Here is a 24,885-nt window from a genome sequence, read left to right as displayed (position 1 = left end):
ATCAGACTGCCTTCGTGTAGTTGGGCTCGTAGGAGCAGATGGCATCCACCTTGGCGGCGGAAGAAGAGTTTTCATCGAAGCGGTGGCCGAGCCATTCCCCCACGAGCTTCTTGGCAAGTTCCAAGCCAATCACGCGCTGGCCGAGGGTGAGGACCTGTGCATTGTTGCTCAGGACGGAACGCTCCACCGAGTAGCTGTCGTGCGCGGTGACTGCGCGGATGCCGGGAACCTTGTTCGCGGCGATGGCCACACCCAGTCCGGTGCCGCAGATCAGCAGCGCACGGTCGGCTTCGCCGTCGGCTACCTTGCGGGCTGCGTCGACGGCCACGTGCGGGTAGGCGGTGGAGTCGTTGGCTCCCACCCCGACGTCGGTGACGGACTCGACGCGCGGGTCTGCTTCGAGGAGGGCCACCAGGGCCTGCTTGTACTCGACGCCTGCTTCATCGTTGCCGACGACTATGCGCCAGCCTGCTGCTGTACTCATTCTGTGGCTCCGTTTCCGGCCGGTGCCGAAGCGGCGGTGGCCAGTTGTGAATCAATGAATTGCGAGATGCGGTTGACTATCAGCCCGAAGGAGACAGCACCGGGGTCCGGGTGCCCAAGGCTCTTCTCCGCGAGTGGACGTGCCCTGCCCTTGAGCGGACGGAGGTCTGCGGTTGCCGCGGCAGCGGACTCGGCAGCCGCAGCGGCTGCTGCCAGTGCCTGGTTAGCCGACGCTCCGCCGTCGAGCTCTGCCAGGAAAGTGTCCCGGAACGGCAGGAGGGCATCGACCATGGTCTTGTCCCCCGGTTCTGCCTTGCCGAGCTCCGTGATGGCGTTGGCGAACGCGGTCACTGCCGCGCGTGCGTCCGCGTCAGTGTAGGAGTCGCGGTTGCCGAGGGCCTGGCCAGCCGCGATGACCGCAGAACCCCACAGCGCGCCGGAGGTGCCGCCGGCCTTTTCGCTCCAGGCCTCGCCGGCAGCCAGCAGAATCCTGGCCACGGATGATCCCGACGCGGCCTCGCCTGCTGCGGCCGCAGCGTCCACGCCACGGCGCATGCCGATACCGTGGTCGCCGTCGCCGGCGATCGCGTCGAGCTTGCCGAGTTCTTCTTCATGCTCGACGACGACGTCCCTCACCTGGGCGAGTAGGGCAACTGCCTGCTGCCCGAGTTCAGCGGCAGCCGGTGTGGCCTGCTCGGTCTCGGTGGCTTCGGCGTCGTCCGCAATTGCCTGGGTGCGGGCAGCGCGCGGTGCCATGCTTCCCTTGCGGAACGCCGGGGTGTCGGCGGGAGCGGACCAGTACTGCTCCAGTTCCTCATCCAGCCACAGGAGCGTGAGCGAGAGTCCGGACATGTCCAGGCTGGTGACCAGCTCGCCGCACTCAGGCTCAACGATGGAGAGCCCTTCTGCGCTCAGCAGCTTCTCGATCTTGCCGAAGAGCAGGAAGAGTTCGTCGTACTTGACCGTACCCAGGCCGTTGACGATTGCCACCACGCGGTCGCCGGCGTCGTCGGGCTTGTCTGTCAGAAGCTTGGAGACCAGCAGTTCGGCGAGCTCGGACGCGGTGGGCATCGGGTGCTCGGAGATGCCGGGCTCGCCGTGGATACCCAGGCCGAGGGACATCTGGCCGGCCGGAACGTGGAACAGCGGTTCCTTGGCACCGGGCAGCGTGCAGCCGTCAAAAGCCACGCCGAGGGAACGGGTGCGGTAGTTGGTCTTGATGGCCAACCGCTCTACCTCATCCAGGTTCAGGCCCGCTTCCGCGGCGGCACCGGCGATCTTGAAGACGGTAAGGTCCCCGGCGATGCCCCGGCGCTTCTCCAGCTGGTCAATCGGGGCGCTGGCGATGTCATCGGTCACGGTGACGGTGCGGGTCTCAATGCCTTCCGCGTTGAGGCGAAGCTGTGCCTGGCCAAAGTGCAGCACGTCGCCTGCGTAGTTGCCGTAGCTCAGCAGGACGCCACCGCCGGCGTTTGCGGCCTTGGCTACGCGGTAAACCTGCCCGGCTGCCGGGGAAGCGAACATGTTGCCGCAGGCTGAGCCTGCTGCCAGGCCCGGACCCACCAAACCGGCGAATGCCGGGTAGTGTCCGGAACCGCCGCCAACCACCAGTGCTACCTGGCCGGCGGGAACTTCGGTGGAACGGACCACGCCGCCGTCAACGCGGGCAACGTAGTTGCGGTTCGCAGCTACGAAGCCGTCCAAGGCATCGTCGGCGAATTCTGCCGGGTTGTCGAAGATCTGCGTCATTCCTAGACTCCTGCGAACTGGGTAGATGCGGGCTGCTGGCGACCCTGGGCTACCTTGCTCTGGCCCAGTGCGTAGCCGTCGTTCTTGGGGAGGACGTGGCGGCGCAGGTAATCCTGGTTGCTGGCGGTGACGCTCAGGCCGTCTCCGCCGTAGTGCTCAACGCAGAGGATGCCCTGGAAGCCCATGGACAATGCGTACTTGAAGGCCTCGCGGTAGTTAATGAGGCCGCTTTCCATGGGAGCAGGCATGGTGATGTAGCTGTCGCGGGCAACATCCTCGTCGCGGATGTAGTTCTTCATGTGCCAGTAGTTGGAGTACGGCAGGGTCTTGTGGACAAGCTCGCGCCAGTCCTCGATGGGACGGTGCAGGCGGATCAGGTTGCCAAGGTCGGGGTTCAGGCCGACGTTGTCCAGGCCGATGTCCTGGACCAGCTGCACGGAGGAATCGCCGGTGCCGAGGTAGGTGTCCTCGTACATCTCCAGCGAGACCAGGATGCCTGCTTCAGCGGCGTGCTTGCCGATTTCACGGATGCGGGAGACTGCGTTGCCCCACGCTTCCTTGTCACCAACAGGATCCTTGTAGCCTTCCACGGTCCAGAACCACAACTGCTTCTGCTGTTCCGGGGTGATGGCCTGGTGGAGGCCGATGGAAACCACTTCGCAGCCAAGCTCTGCTGCGGCGTCAATGGTGCGGTGGCTGTAAGCCAGGTTGTCTTCCCAGTCGCGCTCGTGGATGACGCTGCGGCGGATCGCGGAGATCACCGGGATCCCGACGCCAACTTCGTCAGCGGTCTGCTTGAACTCGGCCAGGCGCTCCTTGCTCAGGTCGCCGGGACGGACCCAGCTGTCCGTGAGGTCTGCGTTGGCAAAACCGGCGTCCTTGACTTCCTGGAAGACCGAGGCCCAAACGGAAGCGTCGGCGTCGTTGACCTGCTGGCCCGAAGCATCCGTGCCCGGGAACTGCAGGAGGGCCGCGGTGATGGGCCAGTTTTCGGCGGTGTACGCCATGATGATCACTCCTTCGTGGAATCCTGTTTCCTATAGGATTTACGAATAAGTTAACGCTGTCAACCCTGAATGCGTAACTTCCTAGATCCTATATGTCATACAAATGTTTGTGAAGCCCGTCACGGGATCAGGAGAGCGGCGTCATAGGCGTCCGTGACGTGCGGAAACACGCGGCGTCAGGGCGCCTGGCGGCGTGCGGCCCCGCAGAATCAGGGACGCTGGAAAAATTCTTATGGCTTCCCTGACCCCGGGCAGGGACTGACGGACCTCAGTCTTCGGGCGCGTCAGCCATCGCCCGGCCCCGCACGTTCTCTACGTGCTTGGTCATGGCTGTGGCAGCGGCTTCAGGATCGCCGCTGAGCAGCGCGTCCAGCACTGCCTGGTGTTCGGCGATCGCCTGTTCGGCGTCGGTAATGCCCACTCCCCCGAACAGCCGGAACCGCTGGATCTGCCCGCCCAAGGTGTTGTAGGCCGCAAGGAGGAACTGATTGCTGGCCTGGGCTGCAATCAACTGGTGGAAACGTTCGTCTGCCTCGAGGTAGCTGCGGTACTCCGCAAAGCTCCCACCGCGCGGAGCTGTCCGCAGGTCCTCGACGGCCTGCTTCAAGGCTGCGAGTCCGTCAGGGGTCATCCGCGAACAGGCCAGGCGGGCATTGACAGGTTCAATGGAAAGCCGGGCTTCCATCAATTCCGCGAAGTCCTCGCGGGTGAAAACGGGGGCCACCCGGTACCCCTTGAGCGCCACCCGACGGACCATCCCCGTATGCTCCAAACGTGCCAACGCTTCGCGTACGGGGGTAGGTGAGACTTCGAGTTCCCTGGCCATGCCGTCGATGCTCACAGCCGCTCCGGGCTCGAGCCGGCCATCCATCAACCACTCGAGCAGGGCCTCGTAAACGTGGTCGGCAAGAACCTGCCGGCTCACGGGAAGGCCGGTACGGACGGAGCTCGGGGAAGCTGCAGGCATGAGCAAATCCTATAGGAATGCTTCCCCGGAAGGGAGGAGGACGCCCGGGCGGACCCATTCCCCAGCTATCCCCAGCCATTTCCCCAGCGTCACATTTCGTCCGCACGCCCCCAACTAGGTAGCAGCAGAGCGCGTTTAGACGGCTCTAAACGCGCTCTGCTGCGACTCAGTTGGGTGCCGGGTTAGTGGGGTGCCGGGTTAGTTGGCGTAGAACGGGTAGTCGGTGTAGCCCTCCGCGCCGTCGGCGTAGAACGTGGCGGCGTTCGGTTCATTCAAAGGCAGGCCTTCGCGCCAGCGGCGGGCAAGGTCCGGGTTCGCGATCGCGGGACGGCCCACCACCACACCGTCAGCAAGGCCATCGGCAACAAGCGCGACGGCTTCCTCGCGCGTGGTGATCTCGCTGAACCCGGTGTTCACCAGGAACGTGCCATTGAAGCGTTCACGCAGGTCCTGGACCAGGGCACCCTTGGGATCGTGGTGCAGGATGCTGAGGTATGCCAGGTTGAGCGGCGCAATGGTGTCAACCAGGACCTCGTAAGTGGCCCGGACGTCCGCCGCATCGGTCTCTGCGATTCCCTGGACGTTGTGCTCGGGCGAGATGCGGATGCCCACGCGGTTGGCGCCGAGGGCCTCCACGACGGCGTTGACCGTTTCGATGACGAAGCGTGCCCGGTTTTCCGGCGAGCCACCGTAGCTGTCCGTGCGGACGTTGGAGTTCGGAGCGAGGAACTCGTGAAGGAGGTAACCATTGGCGGAGTGCAGCTCCACGCCGTCGAATCCTGCCTCAATAGCGTTCTTGGACGCTGTGACGATCTCCTGGAGCACGCCGGGAAGTTCGTCAGTGCGCAGCTCGCGGGGAACCGGGAAGGGCTGCTTGCCGTTGGGGGTACGGACATCGCCGTCGATCGCTACGGGGCTGGGGCCAACAATTTCATGCCCGCCAGTGATGTCGGCATGGGAGACGCGGCCGCCATGCATCACTTGGGCGAAGATCCTGCCGCCTTCAGCGTGGACCGCATCAGTCACCTTCTTCCAGCCGGCGATCTGCTCCTCGGTGACCAAGCCGGGCTGGCCGGTGTAGGACTGGCCGGCGGGCGTCGGGTAGGTGCCTTCGCTCACGATCAGGCCCAACGAAGCCCGCTGGCGGTAGTGCTCTGCAATGAGGTCATTCGGCACGCCTTCCAAGCCTGCACGCAGTCGGGTCAGCGGGGCCATGACAAGGCGGTTGGGAAGTTCAAGCTCACCGAGTGCCAGCGGGGAAAACAGCATGCGCAGTTCCTTTCAGAGTGAATCGGGTTCACCCTCGGCAACTGAGCGGCGTCTGCAACTATTCCGTCATGAGTCACAAGTCACACCGGCGACTCCCCCTCTTTCCATCCCTCTCTCACATACCAACGGGTTTTGCGCATTGCTCTGTCAACTGATCGGGTTAGAAGCCGCTCCCCTATCCGCTTGACGCACCCGTGGTACCGGACGCGATGGGCGGCAAGGAGTGCGCCGCGACCGGAGCCCGGCCAGCCGATAAAGTTCGACGGCGGCACTTGGCGAGCGCCGCCGTCGAGCCTTCCGCTGCGGGACGTGAAAGAGCAGACCAAAAAGCCCGACGGGAAGTGATAGAGCAACCCACGAAAACGGGCGGGAAGTGATGGAGCAACCCGAAAAAACGGGCGGGAAGTGATAGAGGGACGTGCTACTGGTTGACCTCGCGCATGGCCTCGTCGAAGCACTCGCACAGGGCAAGCACGGCGACGAGGTGCGCTTCTTCGGCGTGCGGCGGATCCGTATTGATGTTAACGGCCTCGTTAACGGCCTGGGCCAGGTCCTTGGATTCCCTGCCGGTGAGGGCCCACACCTTGGCGCCGGCTTTCTTGGCAGCTGATGCGGCGTCCCGGAGATCGTCCGTGATGCCCTTGGCAGCCAACAGCACCACGACGTCGCCCCGGTTGACCAACTCCGGGATCTGGCCGCTGATGGTTTCCCCGGCTTCCTTGTGGGCCACGATCGCCCTGAAGGTGCCCGGGTTGCCGTCGGGATGGTGGGCGGCATCGTGGGCTGTAAGTTCGGAGGCGAAGCGCTGGGCCTCATGGGCTGAGCCGTCGCTGCCGGCAGCAAAGACCTTGGCGCCGCGAAGCCTGGCCCGGGCCAACTCTTCACCCCACTCGGCAAGGCGTGAAGACTCGCGCCGCAACGCTGCCACGGCCGGACCGATCTCGCCAAGATGGCTGAGGACTACGTCTACTGCGTGCCTGTTTGGCTTTGCGTCGCCCGACCGCACCGTTTGTCCTGTTCGCCTCACCACGATGCTCACTTCCCTGCCCTCCAGAGTCTTGTTCGAAAACTAGGCGTTCCTGTCGCCGTCCCGCACAGAACCGTCCCGCACCGAACCGTCCCGCACCGAACCGTCCCGGTCGCGGGCTGACCCGTCATTGGCGGCTTCGCGGTGCGAGCGGTCCCGGGTCAGGCGGTGGCCGTCGTGTTCGGCGTTCTGGACGCGGGCGTCGTGTTCGGGGACATCGGCGTCCCGGGAGGAGCCGTTGCCGCGGGTGTTGGCATCAGGGTCAAGTTTGTCTGCGTGGCGCAGGTGCTCTTCAACGCGGCCGCTCGCTTCCTTGGCTTTGGCTGAGTTGCGCTCGGCTTCGCGGCGGAGGCGGTTCGCCTCGGCTTCGGCCTGGACAGCAGCGGCCTCGGCCTGCGCGGACTCCACCTTGGCCTGATGTGCGCTGACCGCCTCTTGGTCTGCCTTCTCCCGCAGGTCGAGGGCGCGTTGGCGGTTGGCTTCGGCCCTCTTTTTGCGCCCCACCATCAGCGCGATGATGATCGCGGCTATGACGACGACGGCCACTACGATAATCAGTACTATTTGCCCGGTATCCATGTGGATTGCCTCCTTGGTGAACGGCTTGGGTGGTTTTCGAGTGTCTTAGGCCGGGAGTTCCATGCGGAATCCGCAGGTGCACTGCAGCACCCGGGTTTCCAGGTACACGTCCATGAGGGCCTCTTCGTCCTCTTCGGTGGACAGGGGCGTGTAGATGCTCCGGGCCGATGACCGGGCGAACTTCATGGGCTCGCCGCAGTGGATGTACTCGCCGTGCACCTTGAGCAGGCCGGACAGGTCGGCATGCTTGCGTGGAACGCCGTCGGGAACCAGGGGATTCTCTATGATTGACAACTGCCCACTCCTCGTCAGTTCAGTTCGATCTGTTGTGCCTTACATCATATTAACCTATTTATCAGGTTGCTTACTAACGATTTGGGCGCAATTGTCCGCCGACAGCGGCACGCAAGCTCCGCCGTCGTCATTCGGTGGTCAGCTGCCGGTAGCCTCCGGATGCTCGCGCGCCCGCTTCTCCTCCGGCGATTCACCGCTCTCATCCGGAACAAACGTGGGGTCGACTTCGGTGGTGAAGTCACCGCTTCCGGGCTCGCTGTGGGGAGGTTCGACGCCAGCCGGTTCAGTCGGTTGCTGCGGTTCGGCGGGTGCTCGCTTCTGTTCGTTCGGTTCTCCGCTCATGGCCTCAATCTATGACGGGGGCCAAGGGGTGTCGAGGCCCGCCGTCCCTTGTGCGGGTCATCCAACTCTGTTTGGCTGGGATGGTCTCCTGCAGCGTGGGACACCTCCAGCCAAAAGCAGGGAGAGCACCGGTATGAAAGCAGTGACGTGGCAAGGCAGGCGCTCATTGAGCGTCATCGAAGTCCCCGATCCAACTATTCAGGAACCAACGGACGTGATCGTCAGGATTACGTCCACGGCCATTTGCGGCTCCGACCTGCACCTCTACGAGGTCCTCGGCCCCTACATGCATAAGGGCGACGTGATCGGCCATGAGCCCATGGGCATCGTGGAAGAAGTGGGCCCGGAAGTCCACAGGCTCAAGAAGGGCGACCGTGTTGTGGTGCCCTTCAATATCTCCTGCGGCCGCTGCTATATGTGCAACCAAGGCCTGCAGTCCCAGTGCGAGACCACCCAGGTCAAGGAGAAGGGCTCCGGAGCTGCCCTCTTCGGCTATTCCGAACTCTACGGCTCCGTGCCCGGCGGCCAGGCGCAGTACCTGCGCGTGCCCTTCGGCGACTACGGTCCGGTTAAAGTCAGCTCCGACCTTCCCGACGAACGGTATTTGTTCCTCTCCGACATCCTGCCCACCGCATGGCAGGCAGTGGAATACGCCAACGTCCCCGACGGCGGCACGCTGGCGGTCCTGGGGCTGGGACCGGTGGGGCAGTTCGCTGCCAGGATCGGCAAGTACAAGGGCTTCCGGGTGATCGGCGTGGACCCTGTTCCGGAGCGGCGCGCAATGGCCGAAGCCCACGGCATCGAGACCATGGACTACAGCCCGGATGTTGCCGGGCAAATCAAGGAAGAGACCGTGGGCCGCGGACCGGACTCCGTGGTTGACGCGGTGGGCATGGAAGCGCATGGCTCCCCCGTCGCATCCTTCCTCCACAAGGCCGTGTCCTTGCTGCCGGACAAGCCGGCACAGGTGGCCATGGAGACCATGAGCGTGGACCGCCTTGCCGCGCTTCACACCGCGGTGGACCTGGTCAGGCGCGGTGGGACCATTTCACTGAGCGGCGTATACGGCGGCCAGGCCGATCCGATGCCCATGCTGACCATGTTCGACAAGCAGATCCAACTGCGCATGGGCCAGTGCAATGTGCGCAGCTGGACGGACCAGCTGCTGCCCCTGGTGGAAGACGACGCCGATCCCCTGGGAGTCATGCACCTGGTGACCCACACCGGTGGACTTGACGACGCTCCCGAGCTCTACGAGAAGTTCCAAAAGAAGCAGGACGGCTGCATCAAGGTGGTGCTCAAGCCGTAGGTCTTCGCGCTCCAAAATCCGGGGGACTGCTTTGTGCCGACCCTCCAAAATCGGCCACGCGTCCCCCGGATAGCGTCGAGTCCATGACCATCGACGCAACGCATGAAGCCACTGGTTACGCCATTCTGGACCTCGCAAAGGACCAAGTCCTGGAGCGGGGCGAAGGACTCACCGAGGATCAGCTTGTAGAGATCCTCCAACTCCCGGACGACGCCATTCCGGCCGCCCTGCAGCTGGCCCACGAGGTGCGCCTCAAGCATTGCGGCGAGGACGTCGAGGTGGAGGGAATCATCTCCATCAAGACCGGCGGATGCCCGGAGGACTGCCATTTCTGCAGCCAGTCGGGCCTGTTCGACTCTCCCGTGCGCGGAGTGTGGTTGGACATCCCCGAACTGGTTAAGGCAGCCAAGGAGACTGCCGCTACGGGAGCCACCGAGTTTTGCATCGTCGCCGCGATGCGCGGTCCGGATATCAAGCTGATGAACCAGATCAAGTTCGCGATCGACCGCATCAATGAGGAAGTCGACATCAACATTGCCTGCTCCTTGGGCATGCTGACCCAACGCCAGGTGGACCAATTGGCTGAATGGGGCGTCCACCGGTACAACCACAACCTTGAGACCGCACGCAGCTACTTCCCGCAGGTGGTCACAACGCACAGCTACGAAGAGCGCTTGGACACGTGCCGAATGGTCAAGGAAGCAGGCATGGAACTGTGCTGCGGCGCCTTGATCGGGATGGGCGAAAGCCTTGAACAACGGGCAGAGCTGGCCGCGCAGCTTGCCGCCCTTGAACCGCACGAAGTCCCCCTGAACTTCCTCAACCCCAGGCCCGGAACCCCGCTGGAAAACCAAGGCATCATGGACGGCAAGGATGCGCTCCGGGCCATCGCGGCGTTCCGCCTGGCGATGCCGCGCACTGTCCTGCGTTACGCGGGAGGCCGCGAGTTGACCCTCGGCGACCTCGGTACCCGTGAAGGGCTCCTGGGCGGCATCAACGCGGTGATCGTGGGCAACTACCTGACCACCTTGGGTCGCCCCGCAACAGCCGACCTCAACCTCCTGGTGGAGCTCAACATGCCCATCAAGGAACTCCAGAAGTCGCTGTGAACAGCGCGGCCCTGGAAGAAACCACCTACTGCGGCCACTGCGGGGGTGAAGCCACCGGCGCCGCAAGCACCCACGGCGAGCGCCCGACGTCGGAGGCTCACGTGCCCTGCCTCCGGCAGTTGGTGATGGAACCGCCGCGCTATTGCACCGTGTGCCGACGCCGGATGAAGGTCCAGGTGACGCCGCTGGGGTGGACCGCGGAGTGCTCCCGCCACGGTGTGGTCCGGTGACGGCCTCGGCAGCAGCACGGGGACACCGGAACGGGGCCGACACCACGGCGGTGCGGTGAAGCCGGCGCTACTGTTGAGGGATGGGCGAGAGCCGGGATTTGCTGACACCGGAGCAGCGCAGCCGCAACATGTCCCGGATCCGGGGCAAGAACACCAAGCCGGAGCTGCTGGTCCGCAGCATCCTGCACGCCAAGGGGTACCGTTACCGGCTACACGGGCGCGCGGGCACGACGACGCTCCCGGGCCGGCCGGACCTGGTGTTTGCCGGCCGCCGCAAAGTGATCTTCGTGAACGGCTGTTTTTGGCATTTCCACGACTGCAAGGCAGGGCGCCATGCGCCGGCAGCAAATGCGGAGTTCTGGGCGGCCAAACGCACAAGGACCCGCGAGCGCGACTCCCTGCAGCGCGAGCAACTGGAGGCGTCCGGGTGGGAATCGCTCACGGTGTGGGAGTGCGAACTCAAGGACCGCAGTGAGCTGGAGAGCCGGCTGACGGCCTTCCTTGAGGGCAAAAGCCAGCGCCTGGCAGCTCCCCTGGATTCGCCGGAACGGTCCCCCGCCGCCGGTGATCAAGACTGGCTCTGAGTCCGCTCAAGATTGGATCAAGCTTTCACTTTGGGGCACGTGCGCTGTTCGGCTGGTCCTACTGTTGAATCGTGAATCCATTGTTCGGCAGCGGCGGGAGGAGTCTGGTGTCAGAGTATGGCGAATGCACAGACTCCCTGGTGGATCGCTCGGTCCTCACCGAACTCCGGGCCGACGTCGGCGGCGACCAAGCGATCGTCAACGCGTTCGTCCGCAACTACGTGGCGATGCTGCCGTGGCGGGTGGCCCGGCTTCATCATGCCTTGGACAACCTGGACCTGGACGAGGCAATGGACGCTGTGCTCAGCCTCAAGACGTCCAGCCACATGGTGGGGGCAATCTGCATCCGGCGGCTGGCTGCTGAACTGGAAATCGGGATGAAGCTGCTCAGCGGCGGGGAGCAGCTGGCCGAGCTGACGCCCTTGGTGGATGAGATCGATGCCTTCGTCTTCGGCACCATCAGCCAGCTGGAATCATCATTTTCCTGAAATTTTTTACTTTGCTGAAGAAAACCATTGACTCGCTAAAAATCTTCACTATAGTTGTGTGAGTTAGCTCACCAACGAAGGATGCGGCAATGACCACCGAGACTCCTGCTCCCCCGGCCACCAGCGAACTCCTGGCCACCGTGGGAAACAAGGTGCGCACCATGCGTAAGGCGAAGGGCATGACCCTGGCCCAACTCTCGGACATTACCGGCCTTAGCCAAGCAATCGTCAGCCAGATCGAACGCGGCATGGCCAACCCGTCCTTCACCACGTTGGCGCAGCTGGCCCATGGCCTGGACATCCCCGTAGGGAGGTTCTTCATTGGCCAAGACGAATCAAGGTCACCCGTCGTCCGCAAAGCGGACCGGCGGAACCTGCAAAACGTCACCCGGGAATCGGTCGGCGAGGCAGTCCACGAGCTGCTGACCCCCAACCGGGACGGAAGCATCGAGGCGCAGTGGATCAGTACGCCCCCAGGGCACGACACCAGCGCCACCCCTTTCACACACAGCGGTGAAGAGTTCTGCTACATCATCTCGGGCCGTAAGGACGTCTATTTGGACGGCGTCTGCTACAGCCTCGAAGAGGGCGACTCCATCACCTACTCCTCAGAAATCCCCCACTGGTACAAGAACAGCTACGAAGAGGTATGCGTAGCCATCTGGGTCAACGCACCACACGCGTGGTAACGCACCCGCCCCCGGGCGGGCCAGGCGTTTTCCCTTAACTGTCCGGACACGAACCCGTGGCCGCTGACACTCCTTGCCACTTTCGCATCAGGCGCTTCCTCCAACAGGCGTCCCTGCGTCATACCCTTTCACGCCCTCTCCGGCGTAAGCGTAAGGAAATTTCCATGCTCGACATCCAAACGGACAATGCCGTCCCCGCACCAAAGCCCATCACCGACTCCCGTTCCAAGAACGCCGGGTTCACACCCGAGGTCCGCAAAGGACTCCTTGGCCTTGGCCTGGGAAACGCCCTTGAATGGTACGACTGGATGGTCTTCGGACTCTTGTCAGCCTTCATTGGACCGAACTTCTTCCCCGGCACCGAACCCCTGTCCGCAACCCTGAACGCCTTGGCCGTGTTCGCCGTCGGATTCGCCTTCCGCCCGTTGGGCGGCATCCTGCTGGGAACCCTCGCAGACCGCATCGGCCGGCGCCGGGTGATGTTGCTGTCCATCATGCTGATGGCCGGCACCACCTTGGTCATCGCCGTCACCCCCAGCTACGCCACCATCGGCGCCTGGGCGGGCATCATCCTGGTGGTGTGCCGCATCCTGCAGGGCATCTCCACCGGCATTGAAGCTCCCCTCTCCACCTCCCACGCCGTGGAACTGGCGCCGGAAGGCCGTGAAGGCTACGTCGCCGGCATCATGTCCTTCTACGTCAACATCGGCATCCTCATGGCCTCCCTCGTGAGCTTCCTGTGCAGCCTCGTGCTCGGCGCCGCAGCCATGGGCGAATGGGGATGGCGCGTGCCGTTCATCATCGGAGCCCTCTTCGGCTTCGTGGTCCTCTACCTGCGGCGCTCCCTTCCGGAGACCCTCAAGGAAGAGGAAATGGCCACCAACACCCCGCGCGCCGTCTGGAAGGGCGTCAGCAAGCATTGGCTCTCCGTCCTGGCCATCATCTTCGTGGTCGGCGCAGCGCAGGCCTACAACTACGCCTGGAACGTCGGACTCCCCAGCGCCGCACGCAGCGGCTTCAAGGAAGACCCCACGGCCGTCTTCGCCCTCACCACCATCCTGGGCGTCATCCTCGTGGTGGGTTCCTGGGTGGTCGGCAAGCTGGCTGACGGCAAGGCAATGTCCAAGTGGTTCCTGGTCACCCGCGTCCTGGCCATCCCGGCCGTGTTCCTGATGCTGCTCTACGTACAGCCGGGCATCGGCGGCTTCGCAGCAGTCCTCCTGGGCGGCTCGATTGTCCTGGTCCTCAACATGACCCTCTACAACGTGGTCAGCTCCTCCCTGATGCCCAAGAACATCCGCGGCACCGGCGTCGCCCTCGGCTACGGAATCGGCGTGGCGATCTTCGGCGGCACCGCCTCCTACCTCCTGGTCTGGTTCCAGTCGCTGAACCTCACCTGGATCTTCCCGGTCTACGTGGCCGTCCTGTCCATCCTCAGCATCGTTTTCTACATCGCCGCACGCCGCACCAACGGCATCCACGTCGGCAAGTAAGGACTGAAAAAATGAACTCCCTCGAACTCGCCACCACGACGGCGGACCTCAAGGCGCCCGTGATCTCCCGCTCCGATGTACTGGTGGTCGGCGGTGGCCCCGCAGGCGTGGCAGCCGCAGTCACCGCGGCCCGCTCCGGCGCCAAGGTCACCTTGCTGGAACGCTACTCCTCCCTGGGTGGCCTCGCGTCCGGCGGCATGGTGCTGGTCCTCGACGACATGATCAACGGCCAGGAAATCACGGTCACGGGCATCGTCTCCGAGTACGTCGAACGCCTCCAGAAGCTGGGCCTCGCAATCGTCCCGCCGGCAGATGACCGCAAGACCTCCGAGGAACTGTGGAACAAGTGGGGCCGCTACGGCACCTTCGACTTCCACTCCCACACCAACCCCAAGCCCATCTGCTACGCCGCAGCCTTCGATCCCGACGGCTGGAAGCGCGTCTCCAACGACCTCGTCCGCGAAGCAGGCGTCGATCTTCGCCTGCACTCCTGGTTCTCCCGGCCGATCGTGGACAACGGCGTCATCAAGGGCGTCATCTGCGAAACCAAGCTCGGCCCGCAGGCCTTCACGGCCGACGTCGTCATTGACACCACCGGCGACATTGACGTTGCCTCCCGTGCCGGCGCCAGCTACGCCAAGGACAACTACCTCACCACCCTCGTCTTCCGCCTCGGCAACGTGGACACCAACGCGGCCGAAGCCTTCGAACAGGCCAACCCGAAGGAAGCACGCGCCATCAACCGCAAGATCAAGCGCATCCTCGGCGGCGCATGGGAACTGTGGTGGCTCAAGACCCCCGTGGAGGGCGTGGTGTGGTGCAACGCCCCGCACATGACCGGCTTCGACGGCGTGGACCCCGCGGACATGACCGCAGCCGAGTTCGCAGCCCGCGACAAGATCTCCGAAGCAGTGGACTACGTCCGCGCCCACCTGCCCGGCTTCGAGAAGTGCTACATGCTGGATGTTGCTTCCCAGATGGGCGTCCGACAGACCCGCCTCCTGCAGGGCGAGTACGTCATGACCAAGGACGACGTCACCCAGCGCCGGCACTTCGCCGACACCGTGGCCCGAGGACGCGACTACTACTACCCCTACCGCTCGCTCCTGCCCAAGGAAGTGGACCAGCTCCTCGTGGCCGGCCGCCACTACTCCGCCACGCCCGAGGCGCAGAAGATGTCCCGCGAGATCCCGCCCTGCATGGCCATGGGCCAGGCAGTGGGCGTCGCGGCAGCCCTTGCCGTGGAGAACAACATCCTGGTCCGCGACGTCGCGGCAGCGGACATCCAGCTCGGCATGCGCCGGCACGGTGCGGACCCAGGCGACGTCCCGTCGTCGAACGCCACCGTCGACTCCGAAGCAGCGGTACTGGCATGAGCCTCATGACCGTGGACCAGACCGAAACCGCCCAGGCAGAACGCACGACGGCGGAACACACCGCCGCGGGCCCGGCACCAACGCCCCTCCCGCTGGAGGGCGTCAAGATCGTGGACTTCACCCAGGTGTTCATGGGCCCGTCCTGCACGCAGCTGCTGGGCGACTACGGCGCAGACATCATCAAGGTTGAGCGTCCCGGAGCCGGAGACATCTCCCGCAACTCCTTCCCGGACCAGGACGGCCAGGACAACCCGATCTTCCTGTCCATCAACCGCAACAAGCGCAGCGTCTCCGTGGACACCCGCACCGAAGAAGGCCGCGAAGTGCTCCACCGCCTCATGGCTGACGCGGACGTCGTCGTCAGCAACTTCCGTTCCGGGGTCATGGAACGCATGGGCTTCGGCTACGAGGACCTTAAAACACAGAACCCCGGCGTCATCTGGGCCTCCGGCACCGGATTCGGACCCGTAGGACCCTACTCCCACAAGGGCGGCCAGGACGCCATCGCCCAGGCCTACTCCGGGGTCATGTGGCGCAGGGAATCCGAGGACACCAAACCCTCCATCTACCCCACCACGCTCTGCGACTACATCACCGGCATGCACCTCATGCAGGGAATCCTCCTGGCCCTCCGCACCCGGGAAACCACCGGCGTTGGCCAAAAGGTGGAAGTGACCATGTACGACTCCATGCTGCACCTGCAGATGCAGGAAGCGTGCATGCAGCTCAACCGCGGCTACGAGGTCAACTGGGGCGCCATGCCGCTCTCCGGAGTCTTCGAAACCACCGACGGCGCCGTGTGCATGGTGGGCGGCTTCACCCCCGATCCCCTGGCCCGGATCTCCGACGCCCTGGACCTCGACGAGGACCTCACCGAACGCCCCGGATTCGCAACACTGGAGCAGCAGTTCAAGAACAAGCCCGCCCTCCAGGCCATCTTCCGCGAACACTTCGCCACCAACACCACCGCCTACTGGACGGCCAAACTGGAAGAACAAGGGCTGCTGAACGCCCCCGTCCACACTCTGGAACAGGCGCTCGCAGACGCGCAGACCGAAGCGAACGGCATGATCGTCGAAGCCGAACACCCCTCGGTGGGCACCGTGAAAATGCTGAACGCACCCATCCGCCTCTCGGCAACCCCGCCGTCGATCCGCCGCACGGCCCCGCGCCTGGGCGAGCACAACGTGGAGGTCCTGCTGGAGAACGGCTTCGATGAGGAAACCATCGAACGCCTGCAAAAGCTGGGAGTGCTCCGATGAGCATCACGGTCGAAGAACGGGTTGACCAGGTAACACTGGACATCACCGACGGCGTGGCAACAGTGACAATCGACCGTCAGCACGTGCTGAACGCAGTGGACGGCGCCACCCACGCACGGCTCAACGGGATCTGGTCCCAGCTGGAAAGCGATCCGTCCGTACGGGCAGTCGTGGTCACCGGTGCCGGTCCGCGTGCTTTCTGCGTCGGCGCCGACATGTCCGCCGACGCCGTGGACAAGACCGGCCTGGAGTACTGGGCCGGCCTGGACCCCAACGGCTTCGGCGGGCTCAGCCTTCGCACCACCCTGGATGTGCCCGTCATCGCCCGCGTCAACGGCTACGCCCTGGGCGGCGGCATGGAAATCGTCCTCGGTGCAGACATCGTCGTCGCAGCTTCGGACGCGAAGTTCGGTTTGACTGAACCCCGCGTCGGGCGGCTGGCGCTCGACGGCGGCATCCACCAGCTGGTGCGCCGGGTGCCCTACACCCAAGCCATGGGAATGCTGCTTACCGGACGAAAGGCCGACGCAGCGGAGATGCAGTCCATGGGGCTGGTCAACGAAGTAGTGCCCGCTGACCAACTCGACACCGCCGTCCGGCGTTGGGTGGACCAGATCCTGGCATGCGCCCCCACCTCCGTGCGCGCCGTCAAGCAGATGGTGACGCAAACGGCGCACCTGAGCGCCCAGGAAGCCCGCGGCCTCAGGCTGCCGGCATTGATGGCGGCACTGGACAGCGAAGACTCCGCAGAAGGAGTCCGCGCCTTCCAGGAAAAGCGTCCGCCGGTGTGGCCGGGACGCTAAACGTCCCCGGCACCACCAGCCCCGCCATCCCACTCAAGCAGTTCGCATCAAGCAGTTCGCATTGAAAAGGAACCACCATGCCTCTCCCTTCTGCGCCCAAAAACCGTGAATCCCTGCCCGCCGGCGTCTGGGGCGTCGTAGCAACCCCCTTCCAAGGCAGCACCCTGGACGTCGATCTGGACAGCCTCGCCGAACTCGTGGAGCACTACGGGAACATCGGGGCAACCGGCCTCACAGTGCTTGGCGTGTTCGGCGAAGCAGCCGCCCTGACGCCGCAGGAACGCCGCGACGTCCTGGAAACGGTCGTCGAATCCACCACCCTCCCCCTGGTGGTGGGCGTGACAGCACTGGCCACCCGGCCCGCCATCGAAGAGATCACGGCAGCGCAGGAGGTTGCCGGGCCACGCCTGGCCGCGGTCATGGTGCAAGCCAACTCCGCCCGGGCAGATCCGGTGATCACCCACCTCGACGCCATCCACCGGGCAACCGGGGCCAACGTAGTCCTCCAGGACTACCCGTTGGCCAGCGGAGTCAGCATCCCCACCCCCGCGCTGGCCTCCGTGGTGAACGCCTGCGGGTACGTCATCGCCGTCAAAGCCGAGGCCCCGCCCACCAGCGTGGCCATCGCGGAACTGAGTGCCGCCGTCGGGGTTTCCATCTTCGGCGGGCTGGGCGGCCAAGGCCTCCTGGACGAACTCATGGCAGGAGCCTCCGGCGCCATGACCGGCTTCTCCTACCCCGAAGCCCTGATCGCCTGCGTTCGGGCGTGGCAGGACGGCGGGTACGAGGCCGCTCAACGCGAACTGCAGCCCTACCTGCCGCTCATCAATTTCGAGCAGCAGGCCAAGGTGGCACTGGCCATCCGCAAGGAATGCCTCCGCGAGCGCGGACTCATCAAGGACTCCGGCGTCCGGGCACCCGCGGCCGCCTTCCCCGAAGCCTTGCGTGGCTCCATGGCCGTGCACTTGAAGGAAGCGGCGTCAGCACTGGATGCCCGTACAGCAGTAGGGAGTTTCTGATGGACCTCGGAATCGCAGGCAAGACAGCACTGGTGGCCGCCTCCACCGGCGGACTCGGCCTGGCCGTGGCCCGGGCGCTCGCCGCCGAAGGGGTCCGGGTGGCGGTGGTCGGACGACGCCGGGACCGTGCCAAGGAGATCGTGGCCGAACTCCAGGCAGCCTACGGAAGCGGCACCTTGGGCATCGGTTCTTTGGGAACCAGCGGCTTTGACGCGGTGGCCATCGAAGCGGACCTCGGCACCCCGGAGGGCATCGGGTCCGCGGTGGACCAGACCGTGGCCAACCTCGGGCCGATCGACATCCTGGTGCTCAACGGCCCCGGCCCGAAGCCCGGTGCTGCGGCAACACTGACCTCCGAGGACATGGCCGCGGCGTTCGACCTCCTGGTCAAGCCGCATCATGCCTTGGTGTCGAAAGTCCTGCCCGGCATGCGGGAACGCCGCTGGGGTCGCATCCTTGCGATCGGTTCCAGCGGAGTGACCGCACCCCTCCCCAACCTGGCAGTTTCCAACACCGGACGGGCAGCACTGGCCGGCTACCTCAAGACCCTCGCCGCCGAGGTAGCGCTGGACGAGGTCACGGTGAACCTCCTCCTTCCGGGCCGGATCGCCACCGACCGCGTCACCCAGCTGGACCAGGCCGCGGCCAAGCGACGCGGCACCACCTTGGAGGACATCCAGTTGGAATCCCGCAAGACCATCCCCGCCCGCAGGTATGGGGAACCCGCCGAGTTCGGTGCCGCTGCCGCCTTCCTGTGCAGCGCGCCGGCGTCGTACATCACCGGAGTCGCGCTCAGGTGCGACGGCGGCCTCATCCGCAGCCTCTGAACCCCACCACGTTAGGACCATCATGACTTCCACAACTCTGGATACTGCCCTCACCGCCGAGGCCACCCTCACCGCCCAGCACCTCATCAACGGCCAATGGCTCGGCGAAGGCGTCACCCGGCGCATGAACCCCGCCCGTCCGGATGAGCTCGCAGCGCTCTCACCCAGCGGGAGCGCCGAGGACGTCGACGCCGCCATCACCGCCGCCGCCGCTGCCCAGCCCGCGTGGGCTGCGCTCCCGGCCCCCTCCCGTGGCGCCATCCTCCTTGCCGCCGGGAACCTGCTGATCGAACGCCAGGGGGCCATCGCCGAAGACCTGGTCCGGGAAGAAGGCAAGACCCTGGCAGAAGCCAAGGGCGAAGTGAAGCGCGCCTCGGACGTCCTGCGCTTCTTCGGCTCCCTCGGCTGGGCTGCCACCGGCGAAGTCCTGCCCAGCGGACTCCCGGACACCACCATCACCACCCGCCGCGAAGCCCTGGGCGTTGTAGGCCTGATCACGCCCTGGAACTTCCCCATCGCCATTCCTGCGTGGAAGACCGCACCGGCCCTGATCAGCGGCAACACCGTGGTGATCAAACCGGCTGAGCTCACTCCCCTCTCCGCCACCCACCTCGCCCGGGCGTTGCAGGACGCAGGCCTCCCTGCCGGCGTGTTCAACGTCGTCCACGGCAAGGGCCGGGTTGTTGGTGACGCACTGGCCTGCGATCCCCGCATCGCCGGGCTGTCCTTCACCGGTTCCACCAACGTGGGCCTGGGATTGCAGGAAATCCTCAACGCCCGCCGTGCCCGGGTGCAACTGGAAATGGGCGGCAAGAACGGCGTCCTGGTCCTCGACGACGCCGATCCCCGCAAGGCCGCGCAAGTAGTGGCCGCCGGAGCATTCGGGCTCACCGGTCAGGCATGCACGGCAACCTCGCGGGTGTACGTTACCCCCGGGATCCGTGCAGCGTTCCTTGACGCGTTGGTGGCCGAAGCCGCCGCTTACAGCACCGGTGACGGCCTGGCGGATGGCACCCGGATGGGCGCCGTGGTGAGCAGGCAGCAATTCGAGCAGGACCAGGCAGCGGTGCGCACCGCCGTCGAACGCGGCGCATCCCTCCTGCACGGTACTTACGACGGCGACCCCTCCGGCGCGCTGCTCTTCCCGGCGGCGGTGCTCACCGACCTGCCCTCGGACGACCCCGCAGTCACGGAAGAGATCTTCGGGCCGGTAGTGGCCGTGCTGGAAGTTCCCGACTACGAGGCAGGCCTTGCCGCCGTCAACGACTCCCGCTACGGACTCACCGCCGGCATCTGCACCGATTCCCTCGCCCTCGCCACGGACTTCGCCGCCCGTGCGCAGGCCGGCGTGGTCAAGGTCAACCGGCCCACTGCTGGCCTGGACCTCAACGTCCCGTTCGGCGGGGTCAAGGACTCCTCCACCAACACGTTCCGCGAACAAGGACGGTCCGCCCTGGACTTCTTCACGTGGGGCAAAACCGTCTACACGGGCGTGTAGCCGGTCATGAGTTACGTGATCGCGCAGCCCTGCGTGGATGTGAAAGACAAGGCATGCATCAACGAATGTCCTGTCGATTGCATCTACGAGGGCGCGCGCTCCCTCTACATCCATCCTTCCGAATGCGTGGACTGCGGAGCGTGCGATCCCGTGTGCCCCGTGGAAGCCATCTACTTCTCGGAGGACGTCCCGGATGAATGGGCAGACTACGTCCGGGCCAACGCGGAGTTCTTCGATGACGGCCCCGGGCGCTCCCTGCCGGACACGGACCACCCGGTGATTGCGGCGGAACCCGCCCGCGTCCCCGTCCCCAACTGAGTCGCAATTGTGCGCGTTTTGAGCGTTCAAAACGCGCACAGCTGCTACCCAGTTGGGTGAGCGGGGCGGGGCTTAGTTGTTGTGGACTGCCGGGGCCAAACGGTAGCCGACGCCGCGGACTGTTTCCAGCCAGCGCGGGCTTTGGATGCTGTCCCCCAGCTTCTTGCGCAGGTTGCCCATGTGGACCTCCACGGCGCGTTCGTCCGCGTCGCTGACGTAACTGCCGACGTCGTACGGTTCGTTGCGGAGGCGACGCGCAAGGTCAGCCTTGGTCCTCACAATCCGGCCGGTCTCCAACAGTGCCACCAGCAGGTCGAACTCGGTGCGGGTCAGCTTCAGCTCCATGCCGTTGAGGACGGCCGTGCGGGATCCGGCCGAAACGGCAAGCCCGTTGTGGGTCATCTCGGGATCGGCGGCTTCCGGGGCGTGCTTGGCGTCCGACGACGACCGCGGCCTCCGCATCATGGCCTCCACCCGGGCGCGCAGCTCGCGGGGCCGGAACGGCTTGGTGAGGTAATCGTCGCCACCGGCTTCAAGGCCCATCAACGTGTCGAGCTCTTCGGCGCGGGCGGTGAGCATGATGATGTAGGCGTCGGAAGTCTTACGGATCTGCCGGGCCACTTCAAAACCGTCGATGTCCGGCAGGCCGAGATCCAGCGTAATAACGTCGGGATTCAATTCCCGGGCGGAGTTGACGCCGGCCGAGCCCGTGGACGCCACATGGACGTCGAAACCCGCCTGGGAAAGGACCACCCGGACCAGTTCGCGGATGTCCTGGTCGTCTTCGATGACCAGTCCCACACGTGCTTCACTCATTGCCGCCCCTCAGCCCGCTTCGATAACCCTTCGAAGTATAACCATTATGGTTAGGCTGATCTCATGAACCGTCTTCCTTCTGCCCCACCGGTGGTTAACCCATGAGCACACCCACCATGTGGGCCGTCGATGACAAGAAGAAACTGTTCATCTTCAAGCGCTCCTTCCATGAGCACAGCCTCCGGATGAGGGTGGTGCTGAGCCAGCTGCCGCTCTCGGTCTGCGTGTGCCTTTCCGCCATCCTCGTGTGGCTGTTCTTCCCGGCCACCCTCGGCAACCCGTTCTTCCTGGTGTTCCTGTTGAGCCAGGCATTCCTCCTGGCCCTTTGCATCGCCGTCCCGTGGCACAAGCTGCCCTTTGCCAGCTTCCTGGTCATCCCGATCCTGGACATCGTCTCCATCGCCTTCGGCCGCGAAGGCGGGCAGGAAGCGCTCACAGGGCTCAGCGTGCTGGTGGTCCTGCCGGTCATTTGGCTGTGCGCCTCCGGCCTTTATCCCCGGCTGGCCATCGCCCTCGCGTTCATCGGGCCTCTGACCATTGTGTGGGCGCCGCTCTTCATCCGCGGCACCTTCACCCAGCAGGACCTCACCAAGCCATTGCTCTTCCCTATCCTGATCCTTGGCATCGGGGTCTCGGTCAGCATCCTCACCCTGAGCATGGTCCGTCAACAACGGGCACTTGAGGAAAAGGACGCGGCCCTCAAATCTGCCCTCGAAGTCAGTACCAAGCAGGAGCGGCTCCTTAACACGGTCATGGAAGCGCTGCCCTTGGGCGTGGTGGCCGTTGACGGCGACGGCCACGACATCCTGATGAACCGCAGGCAGCGGCAGACGCACGCGCTGGCCACTCCCCCGGACAACGACGATCCCAACGAATCCCAGCTCCTGGTGTTCGACACGGACCGCACCACCCCGCTGCCGTCGGACCGCCGGCCCGTCCGCAGGGCGGTGCTGGGCGAGCGTTTCACGGACCAGCTGGTCTGGCTGGGATCCGGCGCCGGGCAGCGCGCATTCACTGCCAGCGCAAGGCCCATGCTTGACCCGGCCGGCAACTTCGCAGGATCCGTAGTGGTCTTCAGCGACGTCACGGAATTGGTCAATGCCTTGGCAGCCAAGGACGAATTCGTGGCCAACGTATCCCACGAGTTCCGGACGCCGCTGACCTCCATCCTCGGCTACGTCGAGCTCATCCTCGATGACCCCAACGGACTGGATCCGAAGTACCGCAAGCAGCTGGACATCGTCCGCCGCAATGCAGAACGCCTGTTGTCACTTGTCTCCGACCTCCTGGCCGTCAGGTCCGGGCAGATCGCCATCCAGCCGCACCCGGTGGATGTTTCCGAACTGGTCCGCGGCAGCGTTGCTTCGGCCGAACCCAGGGCAGCCAAAGCGGGCGTCCGCCTTTCCGTGGACGTGCCCGGGACGCTCCATGCCCGCGTGGACTCCTCCCGGATCTCCCAAGTCCTGGACAACCTCGTCTCCAATGCCATCAAGTACTCACCCGACGGCGGGGACGTGGTGGTATCCGCGTGGGAAGACGAGGACCACGTCTATTGCAAGGTCTCCGACACCGGCATGGGCATCCCGCAGGATGAACAAGCGGGAGTCTTCACCAAGTTCTTCCGGGCGGACGGGGTCCGCAACAGCACCATTCCCGGCGTGGGGTTGGGCCTGCCGATCAGCAAGGCGATCGTCGAGGCCCACGGCGGCAGCATCACGCTCCAGAGTGAACCCGGGCAGGGCACCACCTTCACGGTGAAAGTGCCCGCCTAGGCTCCCTCCGGCGTCGGACGTGTCTTCCTAGGCTGCCCCGGCATCCCGCCGGCGGCCGAACACAAAGTAGCTCACCGGACCAAAGAAGTTGATGAAGGACGCAGCCCGCCAGAGGGCCTTCTTGCCCCTGATTTGCGCGTCCGGGGTCTTCGCCAGGCTCCGTTGTGCTGCAATCAGCAGCGTCAGGTTAACCGCGCTGCCCGCCATCATCATGGCCTTCTGCTTGGTGCTCAGATCACGCCAGGACTTCTTCTTCTTAGCCATCATGCCTCCATCGCACTCGCGGTTTACCTCTCAGGCTAGCCGGAGGCTCCCCGCCCCGCCACAGCCTGGCGCACCACTTCTCCCCACGACTGTTCACCGAGGTCCTCGACGGCGGCAAGGATCTCCGCCGGGGGCAGCGACAGGTCCAACGGGTACTCGATGATGTCGATGTCCGTGTTGAGGATCCGCCGCAGCTTGACCTCACCCGTCCCGGCGTAAACAAGCCACGCCGTAGGTACCCGCAAGGCCGTGCAATAGGCCAGCAATTGGTAGTGGTCAGCGTTGAGCGAGGCCCCGGTATCCCCGGCCGCCGTGTATTTGAAGTCGTACACCACCACCGGCTGACCGCCGAGGAAATGCACGGCATCCGGCCGGACCGTCAGGCGGTCGGTATCCTGCACTGCCTCGTTCAGGAGTGCCCCGTACTGCAGCCGCATTTCACCGGGATGCCGGCCCATCGCATGACGCAGGGCGGCGCCCACGAACTCCTGGAAAACCTGCCCCATGTCCACCACGAACGACGCAGACTGCTGTTTGCCCTCGCCTGCCTCGGCCGAGGCGTTGCGCAGGATCACCTCCGCAAGCCGGAGTACGGCGTGGTACCTGAGGTTCATCCGGTTGGCCTGCCACGGCGGCAGCGGCGCGCCGGGCTTGAGCCGGGTGACGGCGTCGAGCTTTCCCTTGAGCTGCCGCAAGCGGCTCAGGACGTCGGCACGCACACCGGGGACCTTGCTCATCCGGTCGAGGGCGGCGCGCAGGATGCGGTTCTCCGCGATGTCCTCGGTGAATTCGTCATAGGACACTTCCAGCGGGACCAGCATGCCGGGCCGGCGCGAGATCTGGTCCGAGATGCGGATGCGGCCCTTGACGGTCCGGAGGGATTCGTCGATGGTCAGGTAGCCCTGGAGGACGCCCCGGTTCAAGGCCTTCTCCGCCAACTGCGCCAGGGACTGCGCCAACGCGCTCCACAGATCCGGATGTTCCGTTGCCTCCACGGTGTGGTCACGGAAGCCTTGGTCGCCGGCGAAGCTCAGCAGGAACAGCAAGCGGTTCAGGCCCAGGCGGCCCTTCGGACGGACTTCCAACTGAACGGCGGCTGTCCGGACCGAACCAACTTTTCCCACAGGTTCGATCCTGTACAGGCCCATCCCCATGGGCGAAGCCTTGGCCAGGCCACTGGCGTTGATGAACGCAGCCGACTCCGGGTCAAGTTTGTCCACCACCCCACGCGAGAGCTCGTCCATGAGGATGTGCCGCACCCCCGTTGGAGTTTTTGCTGCGCTGGCCGGCGCCCGCCCGGGACGGGGCGGG

The 24,885-nt window shown here is 64.9% G+C and carries 27 protein-coding genes; 15 read left to right on the top strand and 12 right to left on the bottom strand.

Features of this window, described 5'->3' with window-relative positions:
• Nucleotide 1 precedes the first annotated feature (1 nt).
• The 9 genes from AUR_RS15420 to AUR_RS15380 form a co-directional block, all read right to left on the bottom strand.
• Nucleotides 2-484, bottom strand: coding sequence for a ribose-5-phosphate isomerase (locus AUR_RS15420; protein WP_021472738.1), 483 nt, complete (start codon nucleotides 482-484; stop codon nucleotides 2-4).
• A complete protein-coding gene (gene dhaL / locus AUR_RS15415; protein WP_062095495.1) occupies nucleotides 481-2,232 on the bottom strand; it encodes a dihydroxyacetone kinase subunit DhaL in 1,752 nt (583 codons plus the stop codon). Before dhaL ends, AUR_RS15420 begins: the two co-directional genes overlap by 4 nt.
• A 2-nt stretch (nucleotides 2,233-2,234) precedes the next feature.
• Nucleotides 2,235-3,239, bottom strand: coding sequence for a sugar phosphate isomerase/epimerase family protein (locus AUR_RS15410; protein ID WP_062099047.1), 1,005 nt, complete (start codon nucleotides 3,237-3,239; stop codon nucleotides 2,235-2,237).
• A gap of 268 nt (nucleotides 3,240-3,507) precedes the next feature.
• Nucleotides 3,508-4,206: a GntR family transcriptional regulator gene (locus AUR_RS15405; RefSeq protein WP_021472741.1), complete on the bottom strand. Its 699-nt coding sequence runs from the start codon at nucleotides 4,204-4,206 to the stop codon at nucleotides 3,508-3,510.
• 198 nt (nucleotides 4,207-4,404) lie between these two features.
• The gene (locus AUR_RS15400) at nucleotides 4,405-5,475 is read right to left on the bottom strand and encodes an alkene reductase (protein ID WP_062095493.1); all 1,071 of its coding nucleotides are present in this window, start codon (nucleotides 5,473-5,475) and stop codon (nucleotides 4,405-4,407) included.
• 421 nt (nucleotides 5,476-5,896) lie between these two features.
• Nucleotides 5,897-6,514, bottom strand: coding sequence for an SIS domain-containing protein (locus tag AUR_RS15395; RefSeq protein WP_225740050.1), 618 nt, complete (start codon nucleotides 6,512-6,514; stop codon nucleotides 5,897-5,899).
• A 30-nt stretch (nucleotides 6,515-6,544) separates the two neighbouring features.
• Nucleotides 6,545-7,081, bottom strand: coding sequence for a hypothetical protein (locus AUR_RS15390; RefSeq protein WP_062095491.1), 537 nt, complete (start codon nucleotides 7,079-7,081; stop codon nucleotides 6,545-6,547).
• Nucleotides 7,082-7,126: 45 nt separating this feature from the next.
• On the bottom strand, nucleotides 7,127-7,375 hold the full coding sequence (locus tag AUR_RS15385) for a hypothetical protein (protein ID WP_021472745.1): 249 nt from the start codon (nucleotides 7,373-7,375) through the stop codon (nucleotides 7,127-7,129).
• A gap of 138 nt (nucleotides 7,376-7,513) precedes the next feature.
• Complete coding sequence (locus AUR_RS15380; RefSeq protein ID WP_062095488.1) at nucleotides 7,514-7,717, bottom strand: hypothetical protein; 204 nt, start codon at nucleotides 7,715-7,717, stop codon at nucleotides 7,514-7,516.
• Between the two features lie 133 nt (nucleotides 7,718-7,850).
• On the opposite strand from AUR_RS15380, the gene AUR_RS15375 reads away from it, so the two are divergent.
• The 14 genes from AUR_RS15375 (at nucleotide 7,851) to fdxA (ending at nucleotide 20,722) form a co-directional block, all read left to right on the top strand.
• Nucleotides 7,851-9,026 (top strand): zinc-dependent alcohol dehydrogenase, encoded by a 1,176-nt coding sequence (locus AUR_RS15375; RefSeq protein WP_031216649.1) that lies wholly within the window; start codon nucleotides 7,851-7,853, stop codon nucleotides 9,024-9,026.
• Between the two features lie 83 nt (nucleotides 9,027-9,109).
• Entirely contained in the window at nucleotides 9,110-10,135 is a 1,026-nt protein-coding gene (bioB, locus tag AUR_RS15370) for a biotin synthase BioB (RefSeq protein WP_062095486.1), read from the top strand.
• The gene (bsaP, locus tag AUR_RS15365; protein WP_062095484.1) at nucleotides 10,132-10,365 is read left to right on the top strand and encodes a biotin synthase auxiliary protein BsaP; all 234 of its coding nucleotides are present in this window, start codon (nucleotides 10,132-10,134) and stop codon (nucleotides 10,363-10,365) included. Before bioB ends, bsaP begins: the two co-directional genes overlap by 4 nt.
• A gap of 80 nt (nucleotides 10,366-10,445) precedes the next feature.
• A complete protein-coding gene (locus AUR_RS15360) occupies nucleotides 10,446-10,949 on the top strand; it encodes a very short patch repair endonuclease (RefSeq protein WP_062095483.1) in 504 nt (167 codons plus the stop codon).
• 107 nt (nucleotides 10,950-11,056) lie between these two features.
• The gene (locus AUR_RS15355; RefSeq protein ID WP_062095481.1) at nucleotides 11,057-11,437 is read left to right on the top strand and encodes an Hpt domain-containing protein; all 381 of its coding nucleotides are present in this window, start codon (nucleotides 11,057-11,059) and stop codon (nucleotides 11,435-11,437) included.
• Between the two features lie 89 nt (nucleotides 11,438-11,526).
• Nucleotides 11,527-12,126, top strand: coding sequence for a helix-turn-helix domain-containing protein (locus tag AUR_RS15350; RefSeq protein ID WP_021472751.1), 600 nt, complete (start codon nucleotides 11,527-11,529; stop codon nucleotides 12,124-12,126).
• Nucleotides 12,127-12,290: 164 nt separating this feature from the next.
• On the top strand, nucleotides 12,291-13,619 hold the full coding sequence (locus AUR_RS15345; protein WP_062095479.1) for an MFS transporter: 1,329 nt from the start codon (nucleotides 12,291-12,293) through the stop codon (nucleotides 13,617-13,619).
• 11 nt (nucleotides 13,620-13,630) lie between these two features.
• On the top strand, nucleotides 13,631-14,995 hold the full coding sequence (locus tag AUR_RS15340; protein ID WP_021472753.1) for an FAD-dependent oxidoreductase: 1,365 nt from the start codon (nucleotides 13,631-13,633) through the stop codon (nucleotides 14,993-14,995).
• Nucleotides 14,992-16,257, top strand: a complete 1,266-nt coding sequence (locus AUR_RS15335; protein ID WP_062095477.1) for a CaiB/BaiF CoA transferase family protein — start codon at nucleotides 14,992-14,994, stop codon at nucleotides 16,255-16,257. Before AUR_RS15340 ends, AUR_RS15335 begins: the two co-directional genes overlap by 4 nt.
• Nucleotides 16,254-17,060 (top strand): enoyl-CoA hydratase-related protein, encoded by an 807-nt coding sequence (locus tag AUR_RS15330; RefSeq protein WP_021472755.1) that lies wholly within the window; start codon nucleotides 16,254-16,256, stop codon nucleotides 17,058-17,060. The genes AUR_RS15335 and AUR_RS15330 overlap by 4 nt, the downstream gene beginning before the upstream one ends.
• 77 nt (nucleotides 17,061-17,137) lie before the next feature.
• Nucleotides 17,138-18,079 carry a dihydrodipicolinate synthase family protein gene (locus AUR_RS15325; protein WP_062095475.1) on the top strand — a complete coding sequence of 314 codons (942 nt, stop codon included), beginning with the start codon at nucleotides 17,138-17,140 and terminating at the stop codon, nucleotides 18,077-18,079.
• On the top strand, nucleotides 18,079-18,906 hold the full coding sequence (locus tag AUR_RS15320) for an SDR family oxidoreductase (RefSeq protein WP_021472757.1): 828 nt from the start codon (nucleotides 18,079-18,081) through the stop codon (nucleotides 18,904-18,906). The genes AUR_RS15325 and AUR_RS15320 overlap by 1 nt, the downstream gene beginning before the upstream one ends.
• 22 nt (nucleotides 18,907-18,928) lie before the next feature.
• On the top strand, nucleotides 18,929-20,404 hold the full coding sequence (locus tag AUR_RS15315; RefSeq protein ID WP_062095474.1) for an aldehyde dehydrogenase family protein: 1,476 nt from the start codon (nucleotides 18,929-18,931) through the stop codon (nucleotides 20,402-20,404).
• A 6-nt stretch (nucleotides 20,405-20,410) separates the two neighbouring features.
• Nucleotides 20,411-20,722 carry a ferredoxin gene (gene fdxA / locus AUR_RS15310; protein WP_062095472.1) on the top strand — a complete coding sequence of 104 codons (312 nt, stop codon included), beginning with the start codon at nucleotides 20,411-20,413 and terminating at the stop codon, nucleotides 20,720-20,722.
• 72 nt (nucleotides 20,723-20,794) lie between these two features.
• On the opposite strand, the gene AUR_RS15305 is transcribed toward fdxA, so the two are convergent.
• Nucleotides 20,795-21,538 (bottom strand): response regulator transcription factor, encoded by a 744-nt coding sequence (locus tag AUR_RS15305; RefSeq protein ID WP_062095470.1) that lies wholly within the window; start codon nucleotides 21,536-21,538, stop codon nucleotides 20,795-20,797.
• 101 nt (nucleotides 21,539-21,639) lie between these two features.
• On the opposite strand from AUR_RS15305, the gene AUR_RS15300 reads away from it, so the two are divergent.
• Nucleotides 21,640-23,310 carry a sensor histidine kinase gene (locus AUR_RS15300; RefSeq protein WP_062095468.1) on the top strand — a complete coding sequence of 557 codons (1,671 nt, stop codon included), beginning with the start codon at nucleotides 21,640-21,642 and terminating at the stop codon, nucleotides 23,308-23,310.
• Nucleotides 23,311-23,337: 27 nt separating this feature from the next.
• Here the strand turns inward: AUR_RS15300 and AUR_RS15295 are convergent, their stop codons facing one another.
• Together AUR_RS15295 and AUR_RS15290 are read right to left on the bottom strand one after the other, a co-directional pair.
• Nucleotides 23,338-23,574 (bottom strand): PLDc N-terminal domain-containing protein, encoded by a 237-nt coding sequence (locus AUR_RS15295; RefSeq protein WP_021472762.1) that lies wholly within the window; start codon nucleotides 23,572-23,574, stop codon nucleotides 23,338-23,340.
• A 35-nt stretch (nucleotides 23,575-23,609) separates the two neighbouring features.
• Nucleotides 23,610-24,818, bottom strand: coding sequence for a 5-methylcytosine restriction system specificity protein McrC (locus AUR_RS15290; RefSeq protein WP_062095466.1), 1,209 nt, complete (start codon nucleotides 24,816-24,818; stop codon nucleotides 23,610-23,612).
• Nucleotides 24,819-24,885 lie beyond the last annotated feature (67 nt).

Source organism: Paenarthrobacter ureafaciens (genome assembly GCF_004028095.1).
Classification (GTDB): domain Bacteria; phylum Actinomycetota; class Actinomycetes; order Actinomycetales; family Micrococcaceae; genus Arthrobacter; species Arthrobacter ureafaciens.
This window is presented reverse-complemented; position numbering and strand designations above follow the sequence as displayed.

What these genes read in the sequence shown, in the direction of transcription:
- AUR_RS15420 (WP_021472738.1), bottom strand. Translation starts at nt 484, where the DNA reads ATGAGTACAGCAGCAGGCTGGCGCATAGTCGTCGGCAACGATGAAGCA.
- dhaL (WP_062095495.1), bottom strand. Translation starts at nt 2,232, where the DNA reads ATGACGCAGATCTTCGACAACCCGGCAGAATTCGCCGACGATGCCTTG.
- AUR_RS15410 (WP_062099047.1), bottom strand. Translation starts at nt 3,239, where the DNA reads ATGGCGTACACCGCCGAAAACTGGCCCATCACCGCGGCCCTCCTGCAG.
- AUR_RS15405 (WP_021472741.1), bottom strand. Translation starts at nt 4,206, where the DNA reads ATGCCTGCAGCTTCCCCGAGCTCCGTCCGTACCGGCCTTCCCGTGAGC.
- AUR_RS15400 (WP_062095493.1), bottom strand. Translation starts at nt 5,475, where the DNA reads ATGCTGTTTTCCCCGCTGGCACTCGGTGAGCTTGAACTTCCCAACCGC.
- AUR_RS15390 (WP_062095491.1), bottom strand. Translation starts at nt 7,081, where the DNA reads ATGGATACCGGGCAAATAGTACTGATTATCGTAGTGGCCGTCGTCGTC.
- AUR_RS15380 (WP_062095488.1), bottom strand. Translation starts at nt 7,717, where the DNA reads ATGAGCGGAGAACCGAACGAACAGAAGCGAGCACCCGCCGAACCGCAG.
- AUR_RS15375 (WP_031216649.1), top strand. Translation starts at nt 7,851, where the DNA reads ATGAAAGCAGTGACGTGGCAAGGCAGGCGCTCATTGAGCGTCATCGAA.
- bioB (WP_062095486.1), top strand. Translation starts at nt 9,110, where the DNA reads ATGACCATCGACGCAACGCATGAAGCCACTGGTTACGCCATTCTGGAC.
- AUR_RS15360 (WP_062095483.1), top strand. Translation starts at nt 10,446, where the DNA reads ATGGGCGAGAGCCGGGATTTGCTGACACCGGAGCAGCGCAGCCGCAAC.
- AUR_RS15350 (WP_021472751.1), top strand. Translation starts at nt 11,527, where the DNA reads ATGACCACCGAGACTCCTGCTCCCCCGGCCACCAGCGAACTCCTGGCC.
- AUR_RS15345 (WP_062095479.1), top strand. Translation starts at nt 12,291, where the DNA reads ATGCTCGACATCCAAACGGACAATGCCGTCCCCGCACCAAAGCCCATC.
- AUR_RS15340 (WP_021472753.1), top strand. Translation starts at nt 13,631, where the DNA reads ATGAACTCCCTCGAACTCGCCACCACGACGGCGGACCTCAAGGCGCCC.
- AUR_RS15335 (WP_062095477.1), top strand. Translation starts at nt 14,992, where the DNA reads ATGAGCCTCATGACCGTGGACCAGACCGAAACCGCCCAGGCAGAACGC.
- AUR_RS15330 (WP_021472755.1), top strand. Translation starts at nt 16,254, where the DNA reads ATGAGCATCACGGTCGAAGAACGGGTTGACCAGGTAACACTGGACATC.
- AUR_RS15325 (WP_062095475.1), top strand. Translation starts at nt 17,138, where the DNA reads ATGCCTCTCCCTTCTGCGCCCAAAAACCGTGAATCCCTGCCCGCCGGC.
- AUR_RS15320 (WP_021472757.1), top strand. Translation starts at nt 18,079, where the DNA reads ATGGACCTCGGAATCGCAGGCAAGACAGCACTGGTGGCCGCCTCCACC.
- AUR_RS15315 (WP_062095474.1), top strand. Translation starts at nt 18,929, where the DNA reads ATGACTTCCACAACTCTGGATACTGCCCTCACCGCCGAGGCCACCCTC.
- fdxA (WP_062095472.1), top strand. Translation starts at nt 20,411, where the DNA reads ATGAGTTACGTGATCGCGCAGCCCTGCGTGGATGTGAAAGACAAGGCA.
- AUR_RS15305 (WP_062095470.1), bottom strand. Translation starts at nt 21,538, where the DNA reads ATGAGTGAAGCACGTGTGGGACTGGTCATCGAAGACGACCAGGACATC.
- AUR_RS15300 (WP_062095468.1), top strand. Translation starts at nt 21,640, where the DNA reads ATGAGCACACCCACCATGTGGGCCGTCGATGACAAGAAGAAACTGTTC.
- AUR_RS15295 (WP_021472762.1), bottom strand. Translation starts at nt 23,574, where the DNA reads ATGGCTAAGAAGAAGAAGTCCTGGCGTGATCTGAGCACCAAGCAGAAG.
- AUR_RS15290 (WP_062095466.1), bottom strand. Translation starts at nt 24,818, where the DNA reads ATGGACGAGCTCTCGCGTGGGGTGGTGGACAAACTTGACCCGGAGTCG.